Annotated in this window: 13 protein-coding genes and 1 pseudogene; 1 reads left to right on the forward strand and 13 read right to left on the reverse strand. The window is 70.8% G+C overall.

Translation table 11 applies throughout. The features are described 5' to 3' along the window. The 12 genes and pseudogenes from ACWDR0_RS24575 to ACWDR0_RS24630 all read right to left on the reverse strand — a co-directional run. Positions 1–238: pseudogene (locus tag ACWDR0_RS24575) on the reverse strand (TIGR03960 family B12-binding radical SAM protein); the annotation flags it as partial. A gap of 113 nt (positions 239–351) precedes the next feature. Beyond that, on the reverse strand, positions 352–1,869 hold the full coding sequence (locus tag ACWDR0_RS24580; RefSeq protein WP_456353919.1) for a CYTH and CHAD domain-containing protein: 1,518 nt from the start codon (positions 1,867–1,869) through the stop codon (positions 352–354). Positions 1,870–1,963: 94 nt separating this feature from the next. Further along, positions 1,964–3,166 carry a rod shape-determining protein RodA gene (rodA, locus tag ACWDR0_RS24585; RefSeq protein ID WP_456353920.1) on the reverse strand — a complete coding sequence of 401 codons (1,203 nt, stop codon included), beginning with the start codon at positions 3,164–3,166 and terminating at the stop codon, positions 1,964–1,966. Positions 3,167–3,172: 6 nt separating this feature from the next. Further along, positions 3,173–5,419: a penicillin-binding protein 2 gene (gene mrdA, locus ACWDR0_RS24590; RefSeq protein WP_456353921.1), complete on the reverse strand. Its 2,247-nt coding sequence runs from the start codon at positions 5,417–5,419 to the stop codon at positions 3,173–3,175. Between the two features lie 22 nt (positions 5,420–5,441). Then, positions 5,442–6,107 carry a rod shape-determining protein MreD gene (mreD, locus tag ACWDR0_RS24595; protein WP_456353922.1) on the reverse strand — a complete coding sequence of 222 codons (666 nt, stop codon included), beginning with the start codon at positions 6,105–6,107 and terminating at the stop codon, positions 5,442–5,444. 8 nt (positions 6,108–6,115) lie between these two features. Continuing rightward, the gene (mreC, locus tag ACWDR0_RS24600; RefSeq protein WP_456353923.1) at positions 6,116–7,213 is read right to left on the reverse strand and encodes a rod shape-determining protein MreC; all 1,098 of its coding nucleotides are present in this window, start codon (positions 7,211–7,213) and stop codon (positions 6,116–6,118) included. A gap of 277 nt (positions 7,214–7,490) precedes the next feature. Next, positions 7,491–8,510 carry a rod shape-determining protein gene (locus ACWDR0_RS24605; RefSeq protein ID WP_006349316.1) on the reverse strand — a complete coding sequence of 340 codons (1,020 nt, stop codon included), beginning with the start codon at positions 8,508–8,510 and terminating at the stop codon, positions 7,491–7,493. Positions 8,511–8,845: 335 nt separating this feature from the next. Next, on the reverse strand, positions 8,846–9,259 hold the full coding sequence (ndk, locus tag ACWDR0_RS24610; protein ID WP_456353924.1) for a nucleoside-diphosphate kinase: 414 nt from the start codon (positions 9,257–9,259) through the stop codon (positions 8,846–8,848). A 242-nt stretch (positions 9,260–9,501) separates the two neighbouring features. Beyond that, entirely contained in the window at positions 9,502–9,861 is a 360-nt protein-coding gene (locus tag ACWDR0_RS24615) for a DUF4233 domain-containing protein (protein WP_456353925.1), read from the reverse strand. A 6-nt stretch (positions 9,862–9,867) separates the two neighbouring features. Continuing rightward, on the reverse strand, positions 9,868–11,394 hold the full coding sequence (gene folC / locus ACWDR0_RS24620; RefSeq protein WP_456353926.1) for a bifunctional tetrahydrofolate synthase/dihydrofolate synthase: 1,527 nt from the start codon (positions 11,392–11,394) through the stop codon (positions 9,868–9,870). A gap of 77 nt (positions 11,395–11,471) precedes the next feature. Further along, a complete protein-coding gene (locus tag ACWDR0_RS24625) occupies positions 11,472–12,680 on the reverse strand; it encodes a sensor histidine kinase (protein ID WP_456353927.1) in 1,209 nt (402 codons plus the stop codon). A gap of 439 nt (positions 12,681–13,119) precedes the next feature. After that, entirely contained in the window at positions 13,120–15,741 is a 2,622-nt protein-coding gene (locus ACWDR0_RS24630) for a valine--tRNA ligase (RefSeq protein WP_456353928.1), read from the reverse strand. Positions 15,742–15,882: 141 nt separating this feature from the next. Between ACWDR0_RS24630 and ACWDR0_RS24635 the strand changes: the two genes are divergently transcribed. Continuing rightward, on the forward strand, positions 15,883–16,929 hold the full coding sequence (locus ACWDR0_RS24635) for a hypothetical protein (protein WP_456353929.1): 1,047 nt from the start codon (positions 15,883–15,885) through the stop codon (positions 16,927–16,929). A gap of 99 nt (positions 16,930–17,028) precedes the next feature. On the opposite strand, the gene clpX is transcribed toward ACWDR0_RS24635, so the two are convergent. Next, positions 17,029–18,312 (reverse strand): ATP-dependent Clp protease ATP-binding subunit ClpX, encoded by a 1,284-nt coding sequence (clpX, locus tag ACWDR0_RS24640; protein ID WP_146480022.1) that lies wholly within the window; start codon positions 18,310–18,312, stop codon positions 17,029–17,031. Between the last annotated feature and the right edge of the window lie 98 nt (positions 18,313–18,410).

Consider the following 18,410-nt stretch of genomic DNA (forward strand, 5'->3'; position numbering starts at 1 on the left):
TGTACGTCCGCTCGGCGAGCACACCCTCGCGCTCGTTGAGTACCTCGTAGAGGATCATGACGCCCTGGTTGGGCAGTCCGACCTCGTACGCGTCCGGGTACATCAGCGCCCAGCGGACGTCACACGACTCCCACGGTTTGACGGTGGAGTTCAGCTCACCGCCGACGTACTGGATCGGCTTCTGCACATGCGGGAGCAGAGCCTCGAGCTGTGGGAAGACCGACTCGGCAGCAGACATCTCAGAGATCTCAGGGCTTTCGTGAGCTGGCAGGGGTGACCATCCAGCGTACCCCGATCGGCCGTGCCCCCACTCCCCCGAACGGGCCCCGAGCCCGCTCCCGCGGCGGAGGGTCAGCTTCCGACGGCGCCCCGCAGCTGCTCGGGGCCGGCCTTCGACCACACCCCGGGCAGTTCCCGCTCCCGGTCGGCGGCCGAGCGCTGCTCCTGGCCGTAGAGCAGACCCCAGGTGAAGGCGGACTCCCCGGCCGCGTGGGCCTGGGCCGCCAGCAGCTTCAGGGTGTCCCGGGCGACCACGCTGTCCTGGTGGTCGCCGAGGACCGTCTGGACCGCCTTCATCCGTTTGGCGAAGCGCCCGGCGGGGCGGCCGAGGGCGGGGACGGCGACCTCACCGGCGTAGCGGGCCCGTTTGGCGGCCTTGCGGGCGTCGTGCATGGCCAGGTCGCGGTCGTGGCCCGCGGGCAGCGACAGGGCGTACTCGATCCGGTCGGCGAGCCGCGCGTAGTCCTTGCGCAGCGCCCGGGGCAGCACCGTCTCCGGGGTGCCCGCGGCCCGTTTCCGCAGCGGCGGCCCGGCGAGCAGCCCTTCGAGGGAGGCCAGCAGGGCGGTGTACCGCCTGCTGTCGAGGGCGGTGATCGCCCGGCGGCGGGAGCCCGAGCCGCGGGCGTTGGTCCAGATCCGCAGGCGGCCGCGGACCGGGCCCACCAGCAGGGGCCTGGGCAGGGCGTCGAGCCGGCCCCGGAGGCGTTCGGCGAGGACCTCGGTGTCCCGGGCCGCGCCCAGCTCGCCCGCCAGCCACTTCAGCTCCTCGCCGAGCGGGTCGGTTTCCGTGCGGTCCAGCACTCCCGAGTACGAGCGGAACGCGCTGCGCAGCCTGCGGGTCGCGACCCGCATCTGGTGGACGGCGTCGGGGAGGTTGCGCCGGACCCCGGGGTCGTGCGCGAGCAGGGCCGTGACCTGGTCGCGGAGGTAGCCGAGCACCTCGGCGCCCGCGCTGCCGGGACCGGCGGCGGGGCCGGGTCGGGGGGCGGGCGCCAGTCCGGTCTCGCCGAGGGCGCGGGCCAGTTTGGAGGGGGCGTCCGAGCCCTTGATCCCGGCCTTGCGGAGCTTTTTGCCGACCTTCTCCAGCAGGGCGGGGTCGGCGCCGTCGGCGAGTTCCACCTCGATCTCGGTCCAGGCCGCGGTCCGGCCGTCGTCGAGGCGTTCGGCCCGTACGGTGTCCCGGGCGACCTCGGCGAGCAGGGCCCCGCCGGTGTCGACGAGGTGCAGGACGTCACGGGCCGAGCGGAGCCGGACCACGGGTTCCAGGGCGCCGTCCCGGGTCCTGGCCCGGACCAGGGCCTTCAGGGTGCGGGGCACGGCCGCGGAGAGCGGGGCCCGGATCTCGTCGCGCACTCCGGGCGCCACGGGGAGTTTGAGGTGCCAGCCCGCGTCCTCTCCGCCGGTGCGGCGCCGCAGGGTGATGGACGCGGCGGCGAGCCGCAGGTCCGAGGTGTCGTAGTAGACCGCGTCGAGTTCGGTGGTGCCGTGGTCGACGACGGTGGAGACTCCGGTCACCCGGGTCAGGTCCGGCAGGGTGGTGTCGGGGGTGGCTTCGTACTTCCGCTCGATTTCGCGCTTCGTGTCCGCCATATATCGAATCTAGTTCGCGATGATTCGCCGCGGCAGTCCCGGAACACGCCGGAAACGGCCGGGACGGTGTGCCCGGCCGCTCCGACGGGCCTGCTCAGGCCGTTATCGGCCGCTGGACCCTGATCGACTGGAGCAGTCCGATCGCCACCCAGACGGCGAACATCGAGGATCCGCCGTACGAGACGAACGGCAGCGGCAGTCCGGCGACCGGCATGATGCCGAGCGTCATGCCGATGTTCTCGAAGGCCTGGAAGGCGAACCAGGCGATGATCCCGGCGGCCACGATCGTGCCGTACAGCTCGGTGGTCTCGCGGGCGATCCGGCAGGCGCGCCAGAGCACCACGCCGAGCAGTACCAGGATCAGCGCGGCGCCGACGAAGCCCAGTTCCTCCCCGGCGACCGTGAAGACGAAGTCGGTCTGCTGTTCGGGGACGAACTGGCCGGTGGTCTGGGAGCCCTTGAAGAGCCCGGTGCCCATCAGCCCGCCGGAGCCGATGGCGATCCGGGCCTGGTTGGTGTTGTAGCCGACGCCCGCCGGGTCCAGCTCGGGATTGGCAAAGGCGGCGAAGCGGTTGATCTGGTACTCGTCGAGCAGCCCCAGCGCGGCCACCAGCACCGCTCCGCCGACGCCGCCGCCGATCAGCCCGAGGATCCAGCGGTTGGGCGCGCCGGAGGCCAGCAGCACCCCGAGGACGATCACCACCATCACCATCACGGACCCCAGATCGGGCATCCGCATGATGATCAGCATCGGTACGACGGCGAGGACCAGCGATTTGGCGACCGTACGGTGGTCGGGATGGGCCATGTCGCCCGCGTCCACCCGGGCCGCGAGCAGCATCGCCATCCCCAGGATGATGGTGATCTTGACGAACTCGGACGGCTGGACGGAGAAGCCACCGCCGATCACGATCCAGGCGTGGGCGCCGTTGATGGTGGCGCCGAGCGGAGTGAGCACCAGCAGGATCAGCGCCACCGAGATGCCGTAGAGGACCGGGACGGCGCCGCGCAGGGTGCGGTGGCCGAGCCAGATCGTGCCGATCATCAGGGCGAAGCCGATACCGGTGTTCAGGATGTGCCGGAAGAGGAAGTAGTACGGGTCGCCCTGGTTCAGTTCGGTGCGGTTGCGGGTGGCGGACCACACCAGCAGGGAGCCGATGCCGCTGAGCGCGAGGGCGGCGAAGAGCAGGGGCCAGTCGAGACGGCGGACCATCGAGTCGCGGGAGCTGAGCTGTGTCCACAGCCCGCCGCGCTGCGGTCCGTAGCCGGAGACGGAGAAGCCATTGGTGCCGGCCATGCGGTCTCAGTCCCTCCGAGCGGGCGGTCCCGCGAGCTGCTGGTCCTGGTCCTGTTGGTCCCGGTCCTGGTTCTGGTTCTGCTGGTTCTGGTTCTGGTCCGGCGGGGTGCCGCCGTCGGCCGTGCCCTCCTCGCCCTCGGGCTTCGGCGGGACGTACGGCCTGATCTCGGGCGCGTAGATATTGCCGTCGGGCTGGACCTTCGGCAGGGTCTGCTGCGGCTTCGGCAGCAGGGCCCGCTTGAGGTCCTGGCCGCCCTTCTCGTCGAGCCCGTACATCGCCTCGTAGATATTGCGGACGGCCGGACCGGAGGCGCCCGAGCCGGTACCGCCCTGCGCGATCGTCATCACGATCGTGTAGTCGTCGGTGTACGTGGCGAACCAGGAGGTCGTCTGCTTGCCGAAGACCTCGGCGGTACCCGTCTTGGCGTGCATCGGGATCTTGTCGTGCGGCCAGCCCTGGAACCGCCAGGCGGCCGAGCCGGTCTTCACGACTCCCGCGAGGGCGTCGTTTATCTGGTTCCTGGTCTTCTTGTCCATCGGCAGTTTGCCGTGGGACTTCGGTTTGATCAGCTCCACCGACTTGCCGTCGGGGCTGATGACCGCCTTGCCGACGGTGGGGTTCCAGAGCGTGCCGCCGTTGCCGATGGCCGCGTAGATCGTCGCCATCTGGATCGGGGTGACCAGGATGTCGCCCTGTCCGATGGAGTAGTTCACGGAGTCACCGGCGCGCATCTGGTTGCCTTCGAGGCAGTTCTCGTAGGCGACCTGCTCGCCGTAGTCCCCGCCCTTCTTGCCGGTCTTGCACCAGGATTCCTTGTTGGCCTCCCAGAAGCGCTGCTTCCACTCCCGGTCCGGGACCCGGCCCTTGACCTCGTTCGGCAGGTCGATACCGGTCTCCGCACCGAGCCCGAAACCGTGGGCCGTGCGGTAGAACCAGTTCTTGGCGTCCTTCTTGGGCTTGATGCCGCCGTCCTTGCGCCATTCGTTGTAGGCGAGTCCGTAGTAGACGGTGTCGCAGGAGACCTCCAGCGCCCGGCCCAGATTGATGGAGCCGTACCCCTTGGACTCGAAGTTCTTGAACTCGCGGCCGCCGAAGGAGAGCGACGACGGGCAGGGGTAGGTGTCGTTGAACGAGTATCCGGCCCGGACGGCGGCCGCGGACGACACCACCTTGAAGATGGAGCCCGGCGCCGCCTGGCCCTGAATGGCCCGGTTCAGCAGCGGAAAATTGGAATCGGTGCTGGTCAGGGCGGCATAGTCCTTGGCGGAGATACCACCGACCCAGGCATTGGGGTCGTATGTCGGCAGGGACGCCATGGCGATCACCCGGCCGGTCTTGTTCTCCATCACCACGACCGCGCCCGCGTCGGCCTTGTAGTTCTCCCGGGTGTTGCGGTCGAACTCCTTGCGGGCGGCCTTCATCGCCTCGTTCAGCTCGTACTCCGCGACCGCCTGCACCCGGGCGTCGATGGACGTCACCAGATTGGAGCCGGCCCGGGCCTTGTCGTGCGCGGCCTCGCCGATCACCCGGCCGAGGTTGTCGACCTCGTAGCGGGTGATGCCCGCCTTGCCGCGCAGTGCCTTGTCGTAGGTGCGCTCGATACCGGAGCGACCGACCTGGTCGGAGCGGAGGTAGGGCGATTCGCTGTTCTTGGCCTGCTCGATCTCGGCGTCGGTGACGGGCGAGAGATAGCCGAGGACCTGGGCGGTATTGGCCTTGCCGGGGGCCGTGTAGCGGCGGACCGCGGTGGGTTCGGCGGTGATGCCCTTGAAGTCCTCGGCGCGTTCGCGGATCTGGAGCGCCTGCTGGGTGGTGGCCTCGTCGGTGACCGGGATGGGCTGGTACGGCGAGCCGTTCCAGCAGGGCTTGGGGGTCTTGGAGTCGCAGAGCCGGACCTTGTCCATGACCTCCTTCGGGGTCATGCCGAGGACCGCGGCCAGCCGGGTGAGGACGGCCTTGCCGTCGTCCGGCATTTTCATCAGCTCGGTACGGGACGCGGAGACCACCAGCCGGGTCTCGTTGTCGGCGAGGGCGATACCGCGGGCGTCCAGGATGGAGCCGCGCACCGCGGGCTGGACCACCCGCTGGACGCCGTTGTTCTTCGCCTCGTCCGTGTACTCCTGGCCGTTGCGGATCTGGAGGTACCAGAGCCGGCCGCCCAGGGTGAGCAGGAGGGAGAAGACCAGGACCTGGATGACGACGAGCCGGATCTGGACCCGGGGGGTCCGCCCGGTCTCCGGGATATTGCTCATGGTGTGTGTTCCCCTCCCTCGGTCACAGCCGCTTGACGCCCTTGATACGGCCCGCGCGGGACGCTCTCGACCGGGCGGACCGCAGGCGCAGCCCGCCGCGCTGGCTGCCGATCCGCAGTCCGGTGCCGGAGGCCAGCCAGCCCGAGGAGACGTCCCCGCCGCCGCTCTGGGCCTCGGCCACCGGATCGTTCTCCGCCCGCCGGGCCAGGGCCATCACGAAGGGCACGGTGAACGGCGCGAGCAGCAGATCGTAGACGGCGGCGCTGAACAGCAGCCCGCCCAGGCCCACCTGGCCGGCCGCGGTGTCCCCGACCAGGGCTCCCACCCCCGCGTACAGCAGGGTCGAGCCGACGGCCGCCGCGACGACCACCACCATCGGGCCGGTGGCGGAGCGCACCTTGCCGTCCTGGGGGCGGGCCAGCCCGGCGAGATAGCCGATCACGCAGAGCACCAGGGCGTACCGTCCGGCGGCATGGTCGGCGGGCGGCGCGAGATCGGCGAGCAGCCCGGCGCCGAAGCCGATCAGGGCGCCGGAGACATGGCCGTAGACGAAGGCCAGGCCGAGGACGGTGAGCAGCAGCAGATCGGGGACGGCGCCCGGGAGCTGGAGACGGGCGAGGACGGAGACCTGCACGACGAGCGCGACCACCACGAGGGCGGACGACAGGAGCAGTCGGTTGAGGCTCATCAGGTCTCCTACTGCTGGTCTTCGGTGCGGCCGGGAGTGCTGCCGGTGTCCTGCCCCGGGCCCCGGCTGCCGCCGGGATCCGGGGTGCCGGCCGGATCCGGGGTGCCGACGGGGGTGTCCGGCTGCCGGTCGCCCAGCTGCGGGTCGGTGCCCTGTGCGGCGGCCCCGTCGCCCGCCTCCTGGGCGCCGCCCGGGGAACCGGAGGGCGTCACGGTGACGGTGACGGTCGGGATCGGGGTGGCCTTGGGGCGGGCGGGCAGTACGGCGTCCCGGGGGTCACTGGAGGGCGCCGAGACCACGACGCCGACGATGTCTAGGCGGCTGAAGCCGACATAGGGGCGAACGTGGATGGTCCGGGTGAGGTCGCCGCCGAGCGGGTCGACCCGGACCACCTCGCCGATGGGTACGCCCGGCACGAACGGGCGGGACGCCTGGGAGCCGAAGGTGACCAGCCGGTCGCCCTTCTTCACCTTGGACTTGCCGTTGAGGAGCTGGACCGACAGGGGCCGGTCGCCCTGTCCGGTGGCGAAGCCGAGTTCGTCGGTCTTCTCCATCCGGGTGCCGACGGTGAAGCCGGGGTCGCTGGCGAGCAGGACCGTGGAGGTGCCCGGGCCGACGGTGGTGACCCGGCCGACCAGACCGTCGCCGTTGAGTACGGTCATGTCCCGCTTGATGCCGTCCCGGGAGCCGACGTCGATGGTGACGGTCCAGGAGAAGCCCTGGGCCGCTCCTATGGCGATGACCTCGGCGGCCTTGACGCGGTACTGGCCGGCCCCCGCCGTCCGCAGCAGCTTGTCCAGCTCCCGGGCCCGGCTGCGGTTGCGGTCGTCGCTGCCGAGCTTCGCCTTCAGCTCGGCGTTCTCCCGCTCCAGTTCGCTGATCCGGTCGTGCCGCTCCCCGGAGTCCCGGACCGCCCCGATGGCGTTGCCCACGGGATCCACGGCGGTCGCGACGCCGTTCTGTACGGGCCCGAAGACGGCGGCGGCGGCCTGCCGGGCGCCGTCGACCGGAGAGTCCTCGCCGCCGCGGATGTCCACCGTGATCAGTGCGAACGCGATGGCGATCAGCAGCACCAGGAGCAGCCGGCTCTCTCGTGTGTCCCTCACGTGCGGCGGCCGTGCCTTCCTCGTCGGAATGTGGTGTTTCGTCCGTCCTGCTCAACGATCGTCCGCACGGGTCGGCAGACACCCGTCCAGGGGGTGTCCCCGAGGCCGCCACGGCTCCGGGGCCGATCGCCCTCCCCCGCACACCGCGTCCGCCGGTGTGCCCTCCTGCACGTTCTTCTGTTGGGCGTGCCACCGCCGGTGCGTCCGGCCGGTCCGGCGCTCCGGGGCGGTGCGGTACCGCCGGGGCGCCGGCCCCGGCGGCTCGCGCCGTCCGGGGCTAGCGGCGGGGCTGGGCGTCCAGCACCTGCTGGAGCGCCTCGAACTCCTCGACGCACTTGCCGGAGCCGAGCGCCACCGAGTCCAGCGGGTCCTCGGCGATATGGATCGGCATCCCGGTCTCCCGGCGCAGCCGCTCGTCGAGGCCGCGCAGCAGCGCACCGCCGCCGGTGAGCACGATCCCCCGGTCCATCACATCGCCGGACAGCTCCGGCGGGCACTTGTCCAGGGTGGTCTTCACGGCGTCGACGATGGCGTTGACCGGCTCCTCGATCGCCTTGCGGACCTCGGCGGCCGAGATGACCACGGTCTTGGGCAGCCCGGAGACCAGGTCGCGACCGCGGATCTCGGTGTGCTCGTCCTGGTCGAGATCATAGGCCGAACCGATGGTGATCTTGATGGATTCGGCGGTCCGCTCTCCGAGGAGGAGAGAGTACTCCTTCTTGATGTGCTGGATGATCGCGTTGTCCAGCTCGTCGCCCGCCACCCGGATGGACTGTGCCGTGACGATTCCGCCCAGGGAGATGACGGCCACCTCGGTGGTGCCGCCGCCGATGTCGACGACCATGTTGCCGGTGGCCTCGTGGACCGGCAGCCCGGATCCGATGGCCGCGGCCATCGGCTCCTCGATGATGTGCACCTGGCGGGCGCCGGCCTGGGTGGACGCCTCGATGACGGCGCGGCGCTCGACTCCGGTGATACCGGAGGGCACACAGACCACCACACGCGGCCGGGCCAGATAGCGCCGCTTGTGGATCTTCAGAATGAAGTAGCGGAGCATGCGTTCGGTGATCTCGAAGTCGGCGATGACGCCGTCCTTCAGCGGCCGGACGGCAACGATGTTGCCCGGCGTCCGGCCGATCATCTTCTTCGCCTCGGCGCCGACCGCGAGAATGCCACCGGTGTTCGTGTTGATGGCGACGACGGACGGCTCGTTGAGAACGATCCCCCGGCCCCTGACGTACACCAGCGTGTTGGCGGTCCCGAGGTCGACAGCCATATCACGGCCGATGAACGACATGTTCTTCCCCAAGAGGATGCGTGTGGCCTTCCTTCACGGAGCCTTGACGGCTCTTCAGGAGGGCGAGGGTGGATGCTTGTGGAGTGGCGGCTTCCATCGTAGTGCCGCACCGGGTGAAGCGGCGCGGTGGACCGCCTCTGTATAGGTGACGTGGTGTCGCAGCGATGCGTTCCCGAAAAGTTTCCGCATATGCCGACGGGCGACCGAATTCCTTCGGTCGCCCCAGGTCACCGATCTCCATTGACCCCGTCGGCGGAGCCGGAGGGCGCTGCTCGGGGCGCCGTACGGCTCCGCCGTAACGGTGAGGACTGACGTCCGATCAGAAAAGAGCGGGTTCAGGAAAGACCGGGGAAAAAGATCTTCAGTTCCCGAATGGCGGACTCTTCGGAGTCCGAGGCATGGATGAGATTCTCCCGGACGATGCTGCCGAAATCCCCCCGGATGGAGCCGGGCTCCGCGGCAATCGGGTCGGTCGGGCCCGCCAGTCGGCGTACTCCCTCGATCACCCGCTCGCCGTCGACCACCAGGGCCACGACCGGCCCGGAGAGCATGAACTCCACCAGCGGCTCGTAGAACGGCTTGCCGATGTGCTCCGCGTAGTGCTGCTCCAGCAGTGCGCGGTCGAGCTGCCGCAGCTCCAGCGCCTCGACGGTCCAGCCGGCCTTGGCCTCGATACGGCCCACTATCTCGCCGACGAGCTTGCGGCGGACCGCGTCCGGCTTCAGGAGGACGAGGGTGCGCTGGGTCATGTTCTGGAGCTCCTTGGACGGTCCTGTGCGGTGGTGTGAGGCTACATCCCGTCACTCGAACAGTCGCACCGGGTCCCGTCCGGGGGTTCGACCGGGGTATCCGGGGGTTCAACCGGCGCGTCCGGGGGTTCGACCGGGCCCTCCGGGGCGGCTCCGGGCCCGGAAACGGAAACGGCCCGGCGGGAGAACCCCCGCCGGGCCGTGGCCTCGTCGTATCGGACCGGGCCGTACCGCACACCTGCTCAGACCGGATCAGGACTGCCCTGGGCCGCCGCCTGCGCCGCCCAGCGGGCCTTCGCCTCGTCGATCTTCCGGCCGTAGTGGACGGAAGCCCACCACAGACCGGCGAAGGCGACCCCCAGGATGAACATCATCGGCACCACGAAACCGCTGGCGACCAGCCCGATCTGGAGGGCCCAGCCCAACTGGACCCCGCCGGGCCGGGTCAGCATGCCGCAGAGCAGCAGCGACAGCACCATGGCGATCCCGCAGACCGTCCAGACCGTGCCCGGCGAAAGGCTGTCGTCCTTCATCGCCACCAGACCGGCGAAGCCGATCACGAAGAACTCCCCTATCAGGGTGGACGCGGCGAGCGTACGCATCAGAGGTCAGCCCTTCCCCAGCAGCAGCCGGGCTTCCCCGGCAGTGAACACCGAACCCGTCACCAGCACCCCGGCGCCCGCGTACTCGGCCTCTTCCTCGGCGAGCGTCACCGCCGCCTCCAGCGCCTCGTCCAGCCGCGGCTCGACGACCACCCGCTCGTCCCCGAAGACCTCCACGGCGATCGCCGCCAGCTCGTCCGGGTCCATGCTCCGTTCGGTGGAGTTCCGGGTGACCACGATCTCCGCGAAGACCGGCTCGAACGCCTCCAGCAGACCGCGTACGTCCTTGCCGGCGCTGGTCGCCACCACACCGATCAGCCGGGAGAAGCCGAACGCCTCGGTGATCGCCTCGGCGGTCGCCCGGGCGCCCGCCGGATTGTGCGCCGCGTCCAGCACCACCGTCGGACTGCGCCGTACGACCTCCAGCCGGGCCGGGCTGGACACCGAGGCGAAGGCCCGGCGGACCGTCTCCACATCCAGCTCCCGGGCATGCTCCGCGCCCACGCCGAAGAACGCCTCGACCGCCGCCAGGGCCACCACCGCGTTGTGCGCCTGGTGGGCGCCGTACAGCGGGAGGAAGACCTCCGGGTACTCGCCGCCCAGACCCCGCAGGGTCAGCAGCTGGCCGCCGACCGCGACCTCCCGGGACACGATCCCGAACTCCATGCCCTCACGGGCCACCGTCGCGTCCACCTCGACGGCCTTCTTCAGCAGTACCTGGGCCGCGTCCACCGGCTGCTGCGCCAGGACGACGGTGGCGCCCTGCTTGACGATGCCCGACTTCTCGGTGGCGATCTCGCCGGTCGTCCCGCCGAGCCGGTCCGTGTGGTCGAGGTCGATGGGCGTCACCACGGCCACCGTCGCGTCGATCACATTGGTCGCGTCCCACTCGCCGCCCATGCCGACCTCGACGACGGCGACGTCGACCGGCGCGTCCGCGAAGGCCGCGTACGCCATACCGGTCAGCACCTCGAAGAACGACAGCCGGTAGTCCTCGGCCGCGTCCACCATCTCCACATACGGCTTGACGTCCTCGTACACGGAGACGAAGCGCTCGGCGCTCACCGGGGCGCCGTCCAGGCTGATCCGCTCGGTCACGGAGCGGACGTGCGGCGAGGTGTAGCGGCCGGTGCGCAGCTCGAACGCGGCCAGCAGCGCTTCGATCATCCGGGCCGTGGACGTCTTGCCGTTGGTCCCGGTGATGTGGATCGAGGGGTACGCCCGCTGGGGCTCGCCCAGCACGTCCATCAGCGCCGCGATCCGCCGGACCGACGGCTCCAGCTTGGTCTCGCCCCAGCGCGAGGCCAGCTCGGCCTCCACGGCCCGCAGCGCGGCCGCGACCTCGGGGTCGGCGGGCGGCTCGGGAACCTGGGCGTCCGGCGGACCGGCCTGGGCGCGCAGCGTACGGCTGCCCGCCTCGATCACCGCCAGATCGGGGTCGCGGTCGGTCTCCGCGTCGACGATGTCGTCGAAGACATCGCGCTCGTACGGCTCCGGCTCGTGCGGCTGGGGGTCGGCGGGGTGCTCACTCACGGACCCAGTCTAGGCCGCGGGCGGGTGATCACTCCCAGGGGTTCACGGCGCGGCGGACGGCTCGCGCCGCGGGTCCGTCAGCGCCCGCCGGCCGGCTTGCCCGCCGATCCGCGGCCGGCGCCGGGTGCCCGGGGTCCGTCACCGCCCGCCGGAAGGACGGCGACCACCTCGTAGGCGTCCCGCACCGCACCGGCGGTCAGCACACCGCCCATGCTGGCGACCCGTTCCCGCATCGAGAAGGTGCCGGTGCCGCTGGAGACCGGCTCGGTGGGCGGGGCGGCCGCCGGGAGGGCGTTGCGGGCGACCACCCGCAGCCCGGCACCGTCCGGGCCGATGGTCACCGTGACCCGCTCCCCCGGGGCGTGCTTCGCGGCATTGGTCAGACACTCCTGGACCACCCGGTAGACCGCGGCCTGCCGCAGCGGCGACAGGGCGTGCGCGGCGTCCGCGATCCGCAGTATCACCGGGCTGCCCATCGCCCCGCTCTCCTCGGCCAGCGCCGCGAGCCCGTCGAGCCCCGGGGTGGCCGTCCGCTCGTCGGCCCGGTGCACCAGGGTGTCGTTCAGCATCAGATGCGCCCGGCGGGCCGTGTCCGCCAGCTCCTCGAAGTCCTTCTGATGGGCGCCGCCGCGGGACCGGGCCGCCAGTACCTCGGCCCGTACGGCGAGCACCGTCAGCTCCCGGCCGACCAGGTCGTGGACGTCCCGGGCGACGGAGATCCGCTCGTTCTGGACGGCTTCCACCGCGGCGGTACGGGCCCGCTGCTCCTGGAGCTCCCGGACCAGGTCGTGCCGGTAGGCGGCGATCCCCACCCCCGCGGCCAGCACCCCGATCGGCACCACCAGGCTCAGGAAGGAGCTGAGGGAGTCCCCCCGGTACTCCGGCCAGCCGGGCAGCAGGAACAGGGCGTACGCGACGACAACATAGCCCGCGGTCGCCGCGACCGCGGCCGCCCGGCCCCGGAACCGGCCCAGCGAGTAGAGCGCGAACTGGATGAGGGTCAGCTCGTGCAGCCAGCCGAGCAGCGCCAGCGCCACCGCGTACGGCACCCAGGGCGCCCGGCGCCGCAGCACCAGGGTCGAGGCGCCCGCGGCCAGCACCAGGGTCGCGGTGAAACCGGTGAGTGAGTTGTCGGCACCGGCCAGCCCGGGGACGTCCAGGACCATCAGCGAGAAGCAGCTCGCCGCGGCGATCACATCGAGGGCGGGCGGCGACCCGGCCCAGCGGCTGGTGCGCCCGCGCACCGCCGCGACCATGCGGAGGAGGGCGTACCGGGCGGGCGACATGCCCCCCATGATGCGCGCCACCCCCTGCGCGGGGCGCATCCGGGGGTCCCGCACCCCGAGCGCCGGGCCCTCCCGGGGAGCACCGCCTCCGGGCCTTGGGCCGGCCTGGGCAAGGCGCTGGAGTTCGAGTACCCAGGGGCGCGGGGAACTGCGCGACAAGCCACCCATGGCAGGTGGTCGGGAGACGGGCTTTCCCGGCAAACGGGGCCGATGCCCCGGGGCGGCGGCATCCCGCCGTCAGGATGAGACCGGGTTCCGACTGCGGCGCCGTCGTGGCCGTTCGCGCAGTTCCGCCCCCTACGCCTAGCGGCGTGGGGGGACCCCCAGCGCCCCTAAACCCCCTCCCCTACCCCCCGGGAAAAGGGAGCGCCCCCGGACCACGGGTCGGAACCCGGGGCCGGGGGCGCTGGAGAGATTCCGCCGCCCGCGGAGCGCAGCGTCAGGCCGCGGGGAGGGCGGCGAGCTGGTTGGTGATGCGGGTGATGTCCGCCTCCGCGGCCGCCAGCCGGCCGCGGATCTTGTCGACCACCTGGTCCGGCGCCTTCGCCAGGAACGCCTCGTTGCCCAGCTTGGCCTCGGCCTGCGCCTTCTCCTTCTCCGCCGCCGCCAGGTCCTTCGCGAGGCGCTTGCGCTCCGCGGCGACGTCGATGGTGCCGGAGAGGTCGAGGGCGACGGTCGCCCCGGCCACCGGGAGGGTCGCCGTGGCGCTGAAGTCCTCGCCCGCCGCCTGGAGCCGGAGCAGCTGGCGGATCGCGGCCTCGTGCGGCGCGAGCGCCGTACCGGCCAGGTCGAGCCGGGCGGGCACCTTCTGGCCGGGCTGGAGGCCCTGGTCCGAGCGGAACCGGCGGACCTCGGTGACGACCCGCTGGACCAGCTCGATCTCCCGTTCGGCGGCCTCGTCGCGGAAGCCGCTGTCGGCGGGCCAGTCGGCGACGACGACGGACTCCCGGCCGGTGAGCGTGGTCCACAGGGCCTCGGTGACGAACGGCATCACCGGGTGGAGCAGCCGCAGGCTGACGTCCAGCACCTCGCCGAGGACCCGGGCGGAGACCTTCGCCTGGTCGCCGCCGGCGAAGTAGGTGGTCTTGGACAGCTCGACGTACCAGTCGAAGACCTCGTCCCACGCGAAGTGGTAGAGCGCGTCCGACAACTTGGCGAACTGGTAGTCCTCGTAGAACGCGTCGACGTCGGCGACGGTCTTGTTCAGCCGGGAGAGGATCCACCGGTCGGCCGCCGACAGCTGCTCCGCCGGGGGCAGTTCGCCCTCGACCGTGGCGCCGTTCATCAGGGCGAACCGGGTGGCGTTCCAGATCTTGTTGGCGAAGTTGCGGGACGCCTGGACCCAGTCCTCGCCGATCGGGACGTCGGTGCCCGGGTTGGCGCCGCGGGCCAGCGTGAAGCGGACCGCGTCGGAGCCGTAGGTGTCCATCCAGTCCAGCGGGTTCACGGTGTTCCCCGCGGACTTCGACATCTTCTTGCCGAACTCGTCGCGGACCATGCCGTGGAAGGCGACCGTACGGAACGGCGGTTCGCCGTCCATGGCGTACAGGCCGAACATCATCATCCGGGCGACCCAGAAGAACATCAGGTCGTAGCCGGTGACCAGGACGTCGGTGGAGTAGAACTTCTCCAGGTCCGGGGTCTGCTCGGGCCAGCCCAGGGTGGAGAAGGGCCACAGGCCGGAGGAGAACCAGGTGTCGAGGACATCGGGGTCCTGCTCCCAGCCCTCGCCGGACGGCGGCTCCTCGTCGGGGCCGACGGCGACCATCTGGCCGTCCGGGCCGTGCCAGACCGGGATCCGGTGGCCCCACCACAGCTGGCGCGAGATGCACCAGTCGTGCATGTTGTCGACCCAGTCGTAGTAGCGCTGGGTCATATCGGCCGGGTGGATCGCGACCTTGCCGTCGCGGACGGCGTCGCCCGCGGCCTTGGCGAGCGGCTCGACCTTGACCCACCACTGGAGCGAGACCCTCGGCTCCAGGGTGGTGCGGCAGCGGGAGCAGTGGCCGACGGAGTGGGTGTACGGGCGCTTCTCGGCGACGATCCGGCCCTCGGCGCGCAGTGCGGCGACGATCGCCGAGCGGGCCTCGAAGCGGTCCAGGCCCTGGAAGGGGCCGGGGACGGTGATGATGCCGCGCTCGTCGAGGACCTCGACGGACTCCAGGCCGTGGCGCTGGCCGATGGCGAAGTCGTTGGGGTCGTGGGCGGGGGTCACCTTGACGGCGCCGGTGCCGAACTCCGGGTCGACATGGGTGTCGGCGACGACGGGGATGCTCCGGTCGGTCAGCGGGAGCTTGATGCGCTTGCCGATGAGATGGGCGTACCGCTCGTCGTCGGGGTGGACGGCGACCGCGGTGTCACCCAGCATCGTCTCGGCGCGGGTGGTCGCGACGACGAGGGTCTCGTCCCCGTCGCCGTACTTCAGCGAGACCAGCTCGCCGTCGTCGTCCTGGTACTCGACCTCGATGTCGGAGATGGCGGTCAGACAGCGCGGGCACCAGTTGATGATGCGTTCGGCGCGGTAGATCAGCCCGTCGTCGTACATCTTCTTGAAGACGGCGCGGACGGCCCGGGACAGACCTTCGTCCATGGTGAAGCGGTCCCGGCTCCAGGCGACGCCCTCGCCGAGGCGGCGCATCTGGCCCTGGATCTGGCCGCCGGACTCCGCCTTCCACTGCCAGACGCGCTCGACGAACGCCTCCCGGCCGAGGTCGTGGCGGGACTTGCCCTCCTTGGCCAGCTCCCGCTCGACGACGTTCTGGGTGGCGATACCGGCGTGGTCCATACCGGGCTGCCACAGCGTCTCGTAGCCCTGCATCCGCTTCCGGCGGGTGAGGGCGTCGATCAGGGTGTGCTCGAAGGCATGGCCCATGTGGAGCGAGCCGGTGACGTTCGGCGGCGGGATGACGACCGTGTACGGGGTCTTGTCGCTCTTGGCGTCCGCCTCGAAGTAACCGCGTCCTACCCAGCGCTCGTACAGCGTCCCCTCTACCTCGGCCGGCGCGTACTGGGTCGGCAGTTCGGGGGTGCTGGCTGGCTGCTGCTGAGTGTTCTCGGTCACGGGCTCAGTCTAGGGGGTGTCACAGGGCGGTACGGAAACGGGAAGGTTCGGTAACGGTGTGACCCCCGTCGCCGCGGGAGATCGGCCCGTGGGTGAGGATGTGAGATCCAGATAAGCGTATCCACAGGGGGAACTCAGAGGATGAGCCAGAACCAGCCGGGACCCTACGACGGCCAGCCGCAGCAGCCGGGACCGTACGGTCAGCCGGGTCCCTACGGCGGTCCGGCGCAGCAGCCTCCGGCCCAGCAGCCCGGCTACGGCTACCCGCAGCAGCCCCCCGGGCAGCCGGGTCCCTACGGTCAGCCGGCGCCGGGCGGCTACGGCTTCCCCCAGCAGGGCGGGCCCAATCCGTACGCCCAGCCCGGCCAGCCCGGTGCGGCACCGGGCGCTCCCGGACACCCCGGCCAGCCCGGTCACCCCGGTGCGCCGCAGCAGCCGGGCCAGTGGGGTGCGCCCCAGCAGCCCGGTCCGTACGGTCAGCAGCCCGGCTACCCGGGCCAGCCCCCGGTGCCGGCCGCGCCGAAGAAGAAGAAAACCGGTCTGGTCATAGCCGCGGCCGTGGTGGCGCTCGCGGTGATCGGCGGCGGTGGCTATCTGCTGCTCGGCGACGGTGACGGCTCGGGCGGCTCGGTCGCCGACAGCACCCGCGGCTACAAGATCACCCCGGCCGCTTCGGTGGGCGAGTACGAGCGGCAGAGCGACTCCGGCGACGAGAAGATGAAGGAGTCGGACCGCAAGGACGCCGAGGCAATGGGGATCAAGGACCCCGTGCAGGTGGCCGCGGGCTACAAGGCGGGCGCCGACCCGACGACCGGCAAGATGCTGGTGCTGACCGGCTTCTGGGGCAAGGTCGACAAGCCGGAGCAGGCGGCCGACAACTTCTTCGAGCTGGTCGAGAAGGACGCCGCTAAGGAGGGCAAGGTGAAGCTCCTCGGCAGCCGCGACGCGGTGCAGCCGGACGGCTTCAGCGGCGCCGTGTTGAAGTGCCAGAACGCCAAGGACACCTCGGGGAAGCAGGAGTTCGAGGTCCCGATGTGCGTCTGGGCCGACTACAGCAGCGTGGTCGTGGTGATGCATATGGAGCTGTCGATGCTCTCGGGTACCGGGACCGCGGCGAAGCCGATGGACCAGGCCAAGCTGGCGGACCTGGCGGCGAAGCTCTACAACACCTCGCGCACCAAGGTCTGACCGCGGGAACGGAACACCGGACCAGAACGCCGGAACGGCCTCCGCCCCCGTACACGCGGTACGGGGGCGGAGGCCGTTGCCTGCGGGGCGGGCGGGGCGTTACGCCGACTTCTCGTGGCGGCCGTCGCTCTGGACGATCCGGGGCACCAGGGTGGGGTTCACGTTGTTGCGGACCACGTCCGCGGTGATGACGACGCGGGCGACGTCCTTGCGGGACGGCACCTCGTACATCACCGACTGGAGGACCTCCTCCATGATGGCGCGCAGTCCACGGGCGCCGGTGCCGCGCAGGATCGCCTGGTCGGCGATGGCCTCCAGGGCCGGACGGTCGAAGTCCAGCTCCACCCCGTCGAGTTCGAAAAGCCGCTGGTACTGCTTGACCAGGGCGTTGCGCGGCTCGACCAGGATCTTCAGCAGCGCTTCGCGGTCGAGGTTGTGGACCGAGGTGATGACCGGGAGCCGGCCGATGAACTCGGGGATCATCCCGAACTTCACCAGGTCCTCGGGCATGACCTCCTGGAACTGGTCGCTCGCCTCGATCTCCCGCTTGGAGCGGATGGTGGCGCCGAAGCCGATGCCCTTGGCCCCGGCCCGGGACTCGATGATCTTCTCCAGACCGGCGAAGGCACCGCCCACGATGAACAGCACGTTCGTGGTGTCGATCTGGATGAACTCCTGGTGCGGGTGCTTCCGTCCGCCCTGCGGGGGTACGGAGGCGGTGGTGCCCTCCAGGATCTTCAGCAGCGCCTGCTGGACGCCCTCGCCGCTGACGTCCCGGGTGATCGACGGGTTTTCGCTCTTACGGGCGACCTTGTCGATCTCGTCGATGTAGATGATCCCGGTCTCGGCCTTTTTGACGTCGTAGTCGGCGGCCTGAATGAGCTTCAGCAGGATGTTCTCGACGTCCTCGCCGACATAGCCGGCCTCGGTGAGCGCCGTGGCGTCGGCGATCGCGAACGGGACGTTCAGCATCCGGGCGAGGGTCTGGGCGAGCAGGGTCTTGCCGGAGCCGGTGGGGCCCAGCAGCAGGATGTTCGACTTGGCCAGCTCGATGGCGTCGTCACGGCCGTTCGGCCCGCCGGTCTCGCCGGCCTGCACCCGCTTGTAGTGGTTGTAGACCGCGACGGAGAGGGCCTTCTTCGCGGGCTCCTGCCCGACGACGTACCCCTCCAGGAACTCGTAGATCTCGCGCGGCTTGGGCAGTTCCTCCCAGCGCACCTCGGAGGTCTCGGCCAGCTCCTCCTCGATGATCTCGTTGCAGAGTTCGATGCACTCGTCGCAGATGTACACACCGGGGCCTGCGATGAGCTTCTTCACCTGCTTCTGGCTCTTTCCGCAGAACGAGCACTTGAGCAGATCGCCGCCGTCACCGATGCGTGCCACGAGGTGCTTCCCCTTCGCCTGGGAGCGGCCTGGTGCAGCCGCTCCTGGTGCCTCATATTCGACGGTACCGTGCCGGGGGCCCCGTTCGGGCCCCTCTT

It is taken from the genome of Streptomyces sp. NPDC003691, assembly GCF_053981115.1.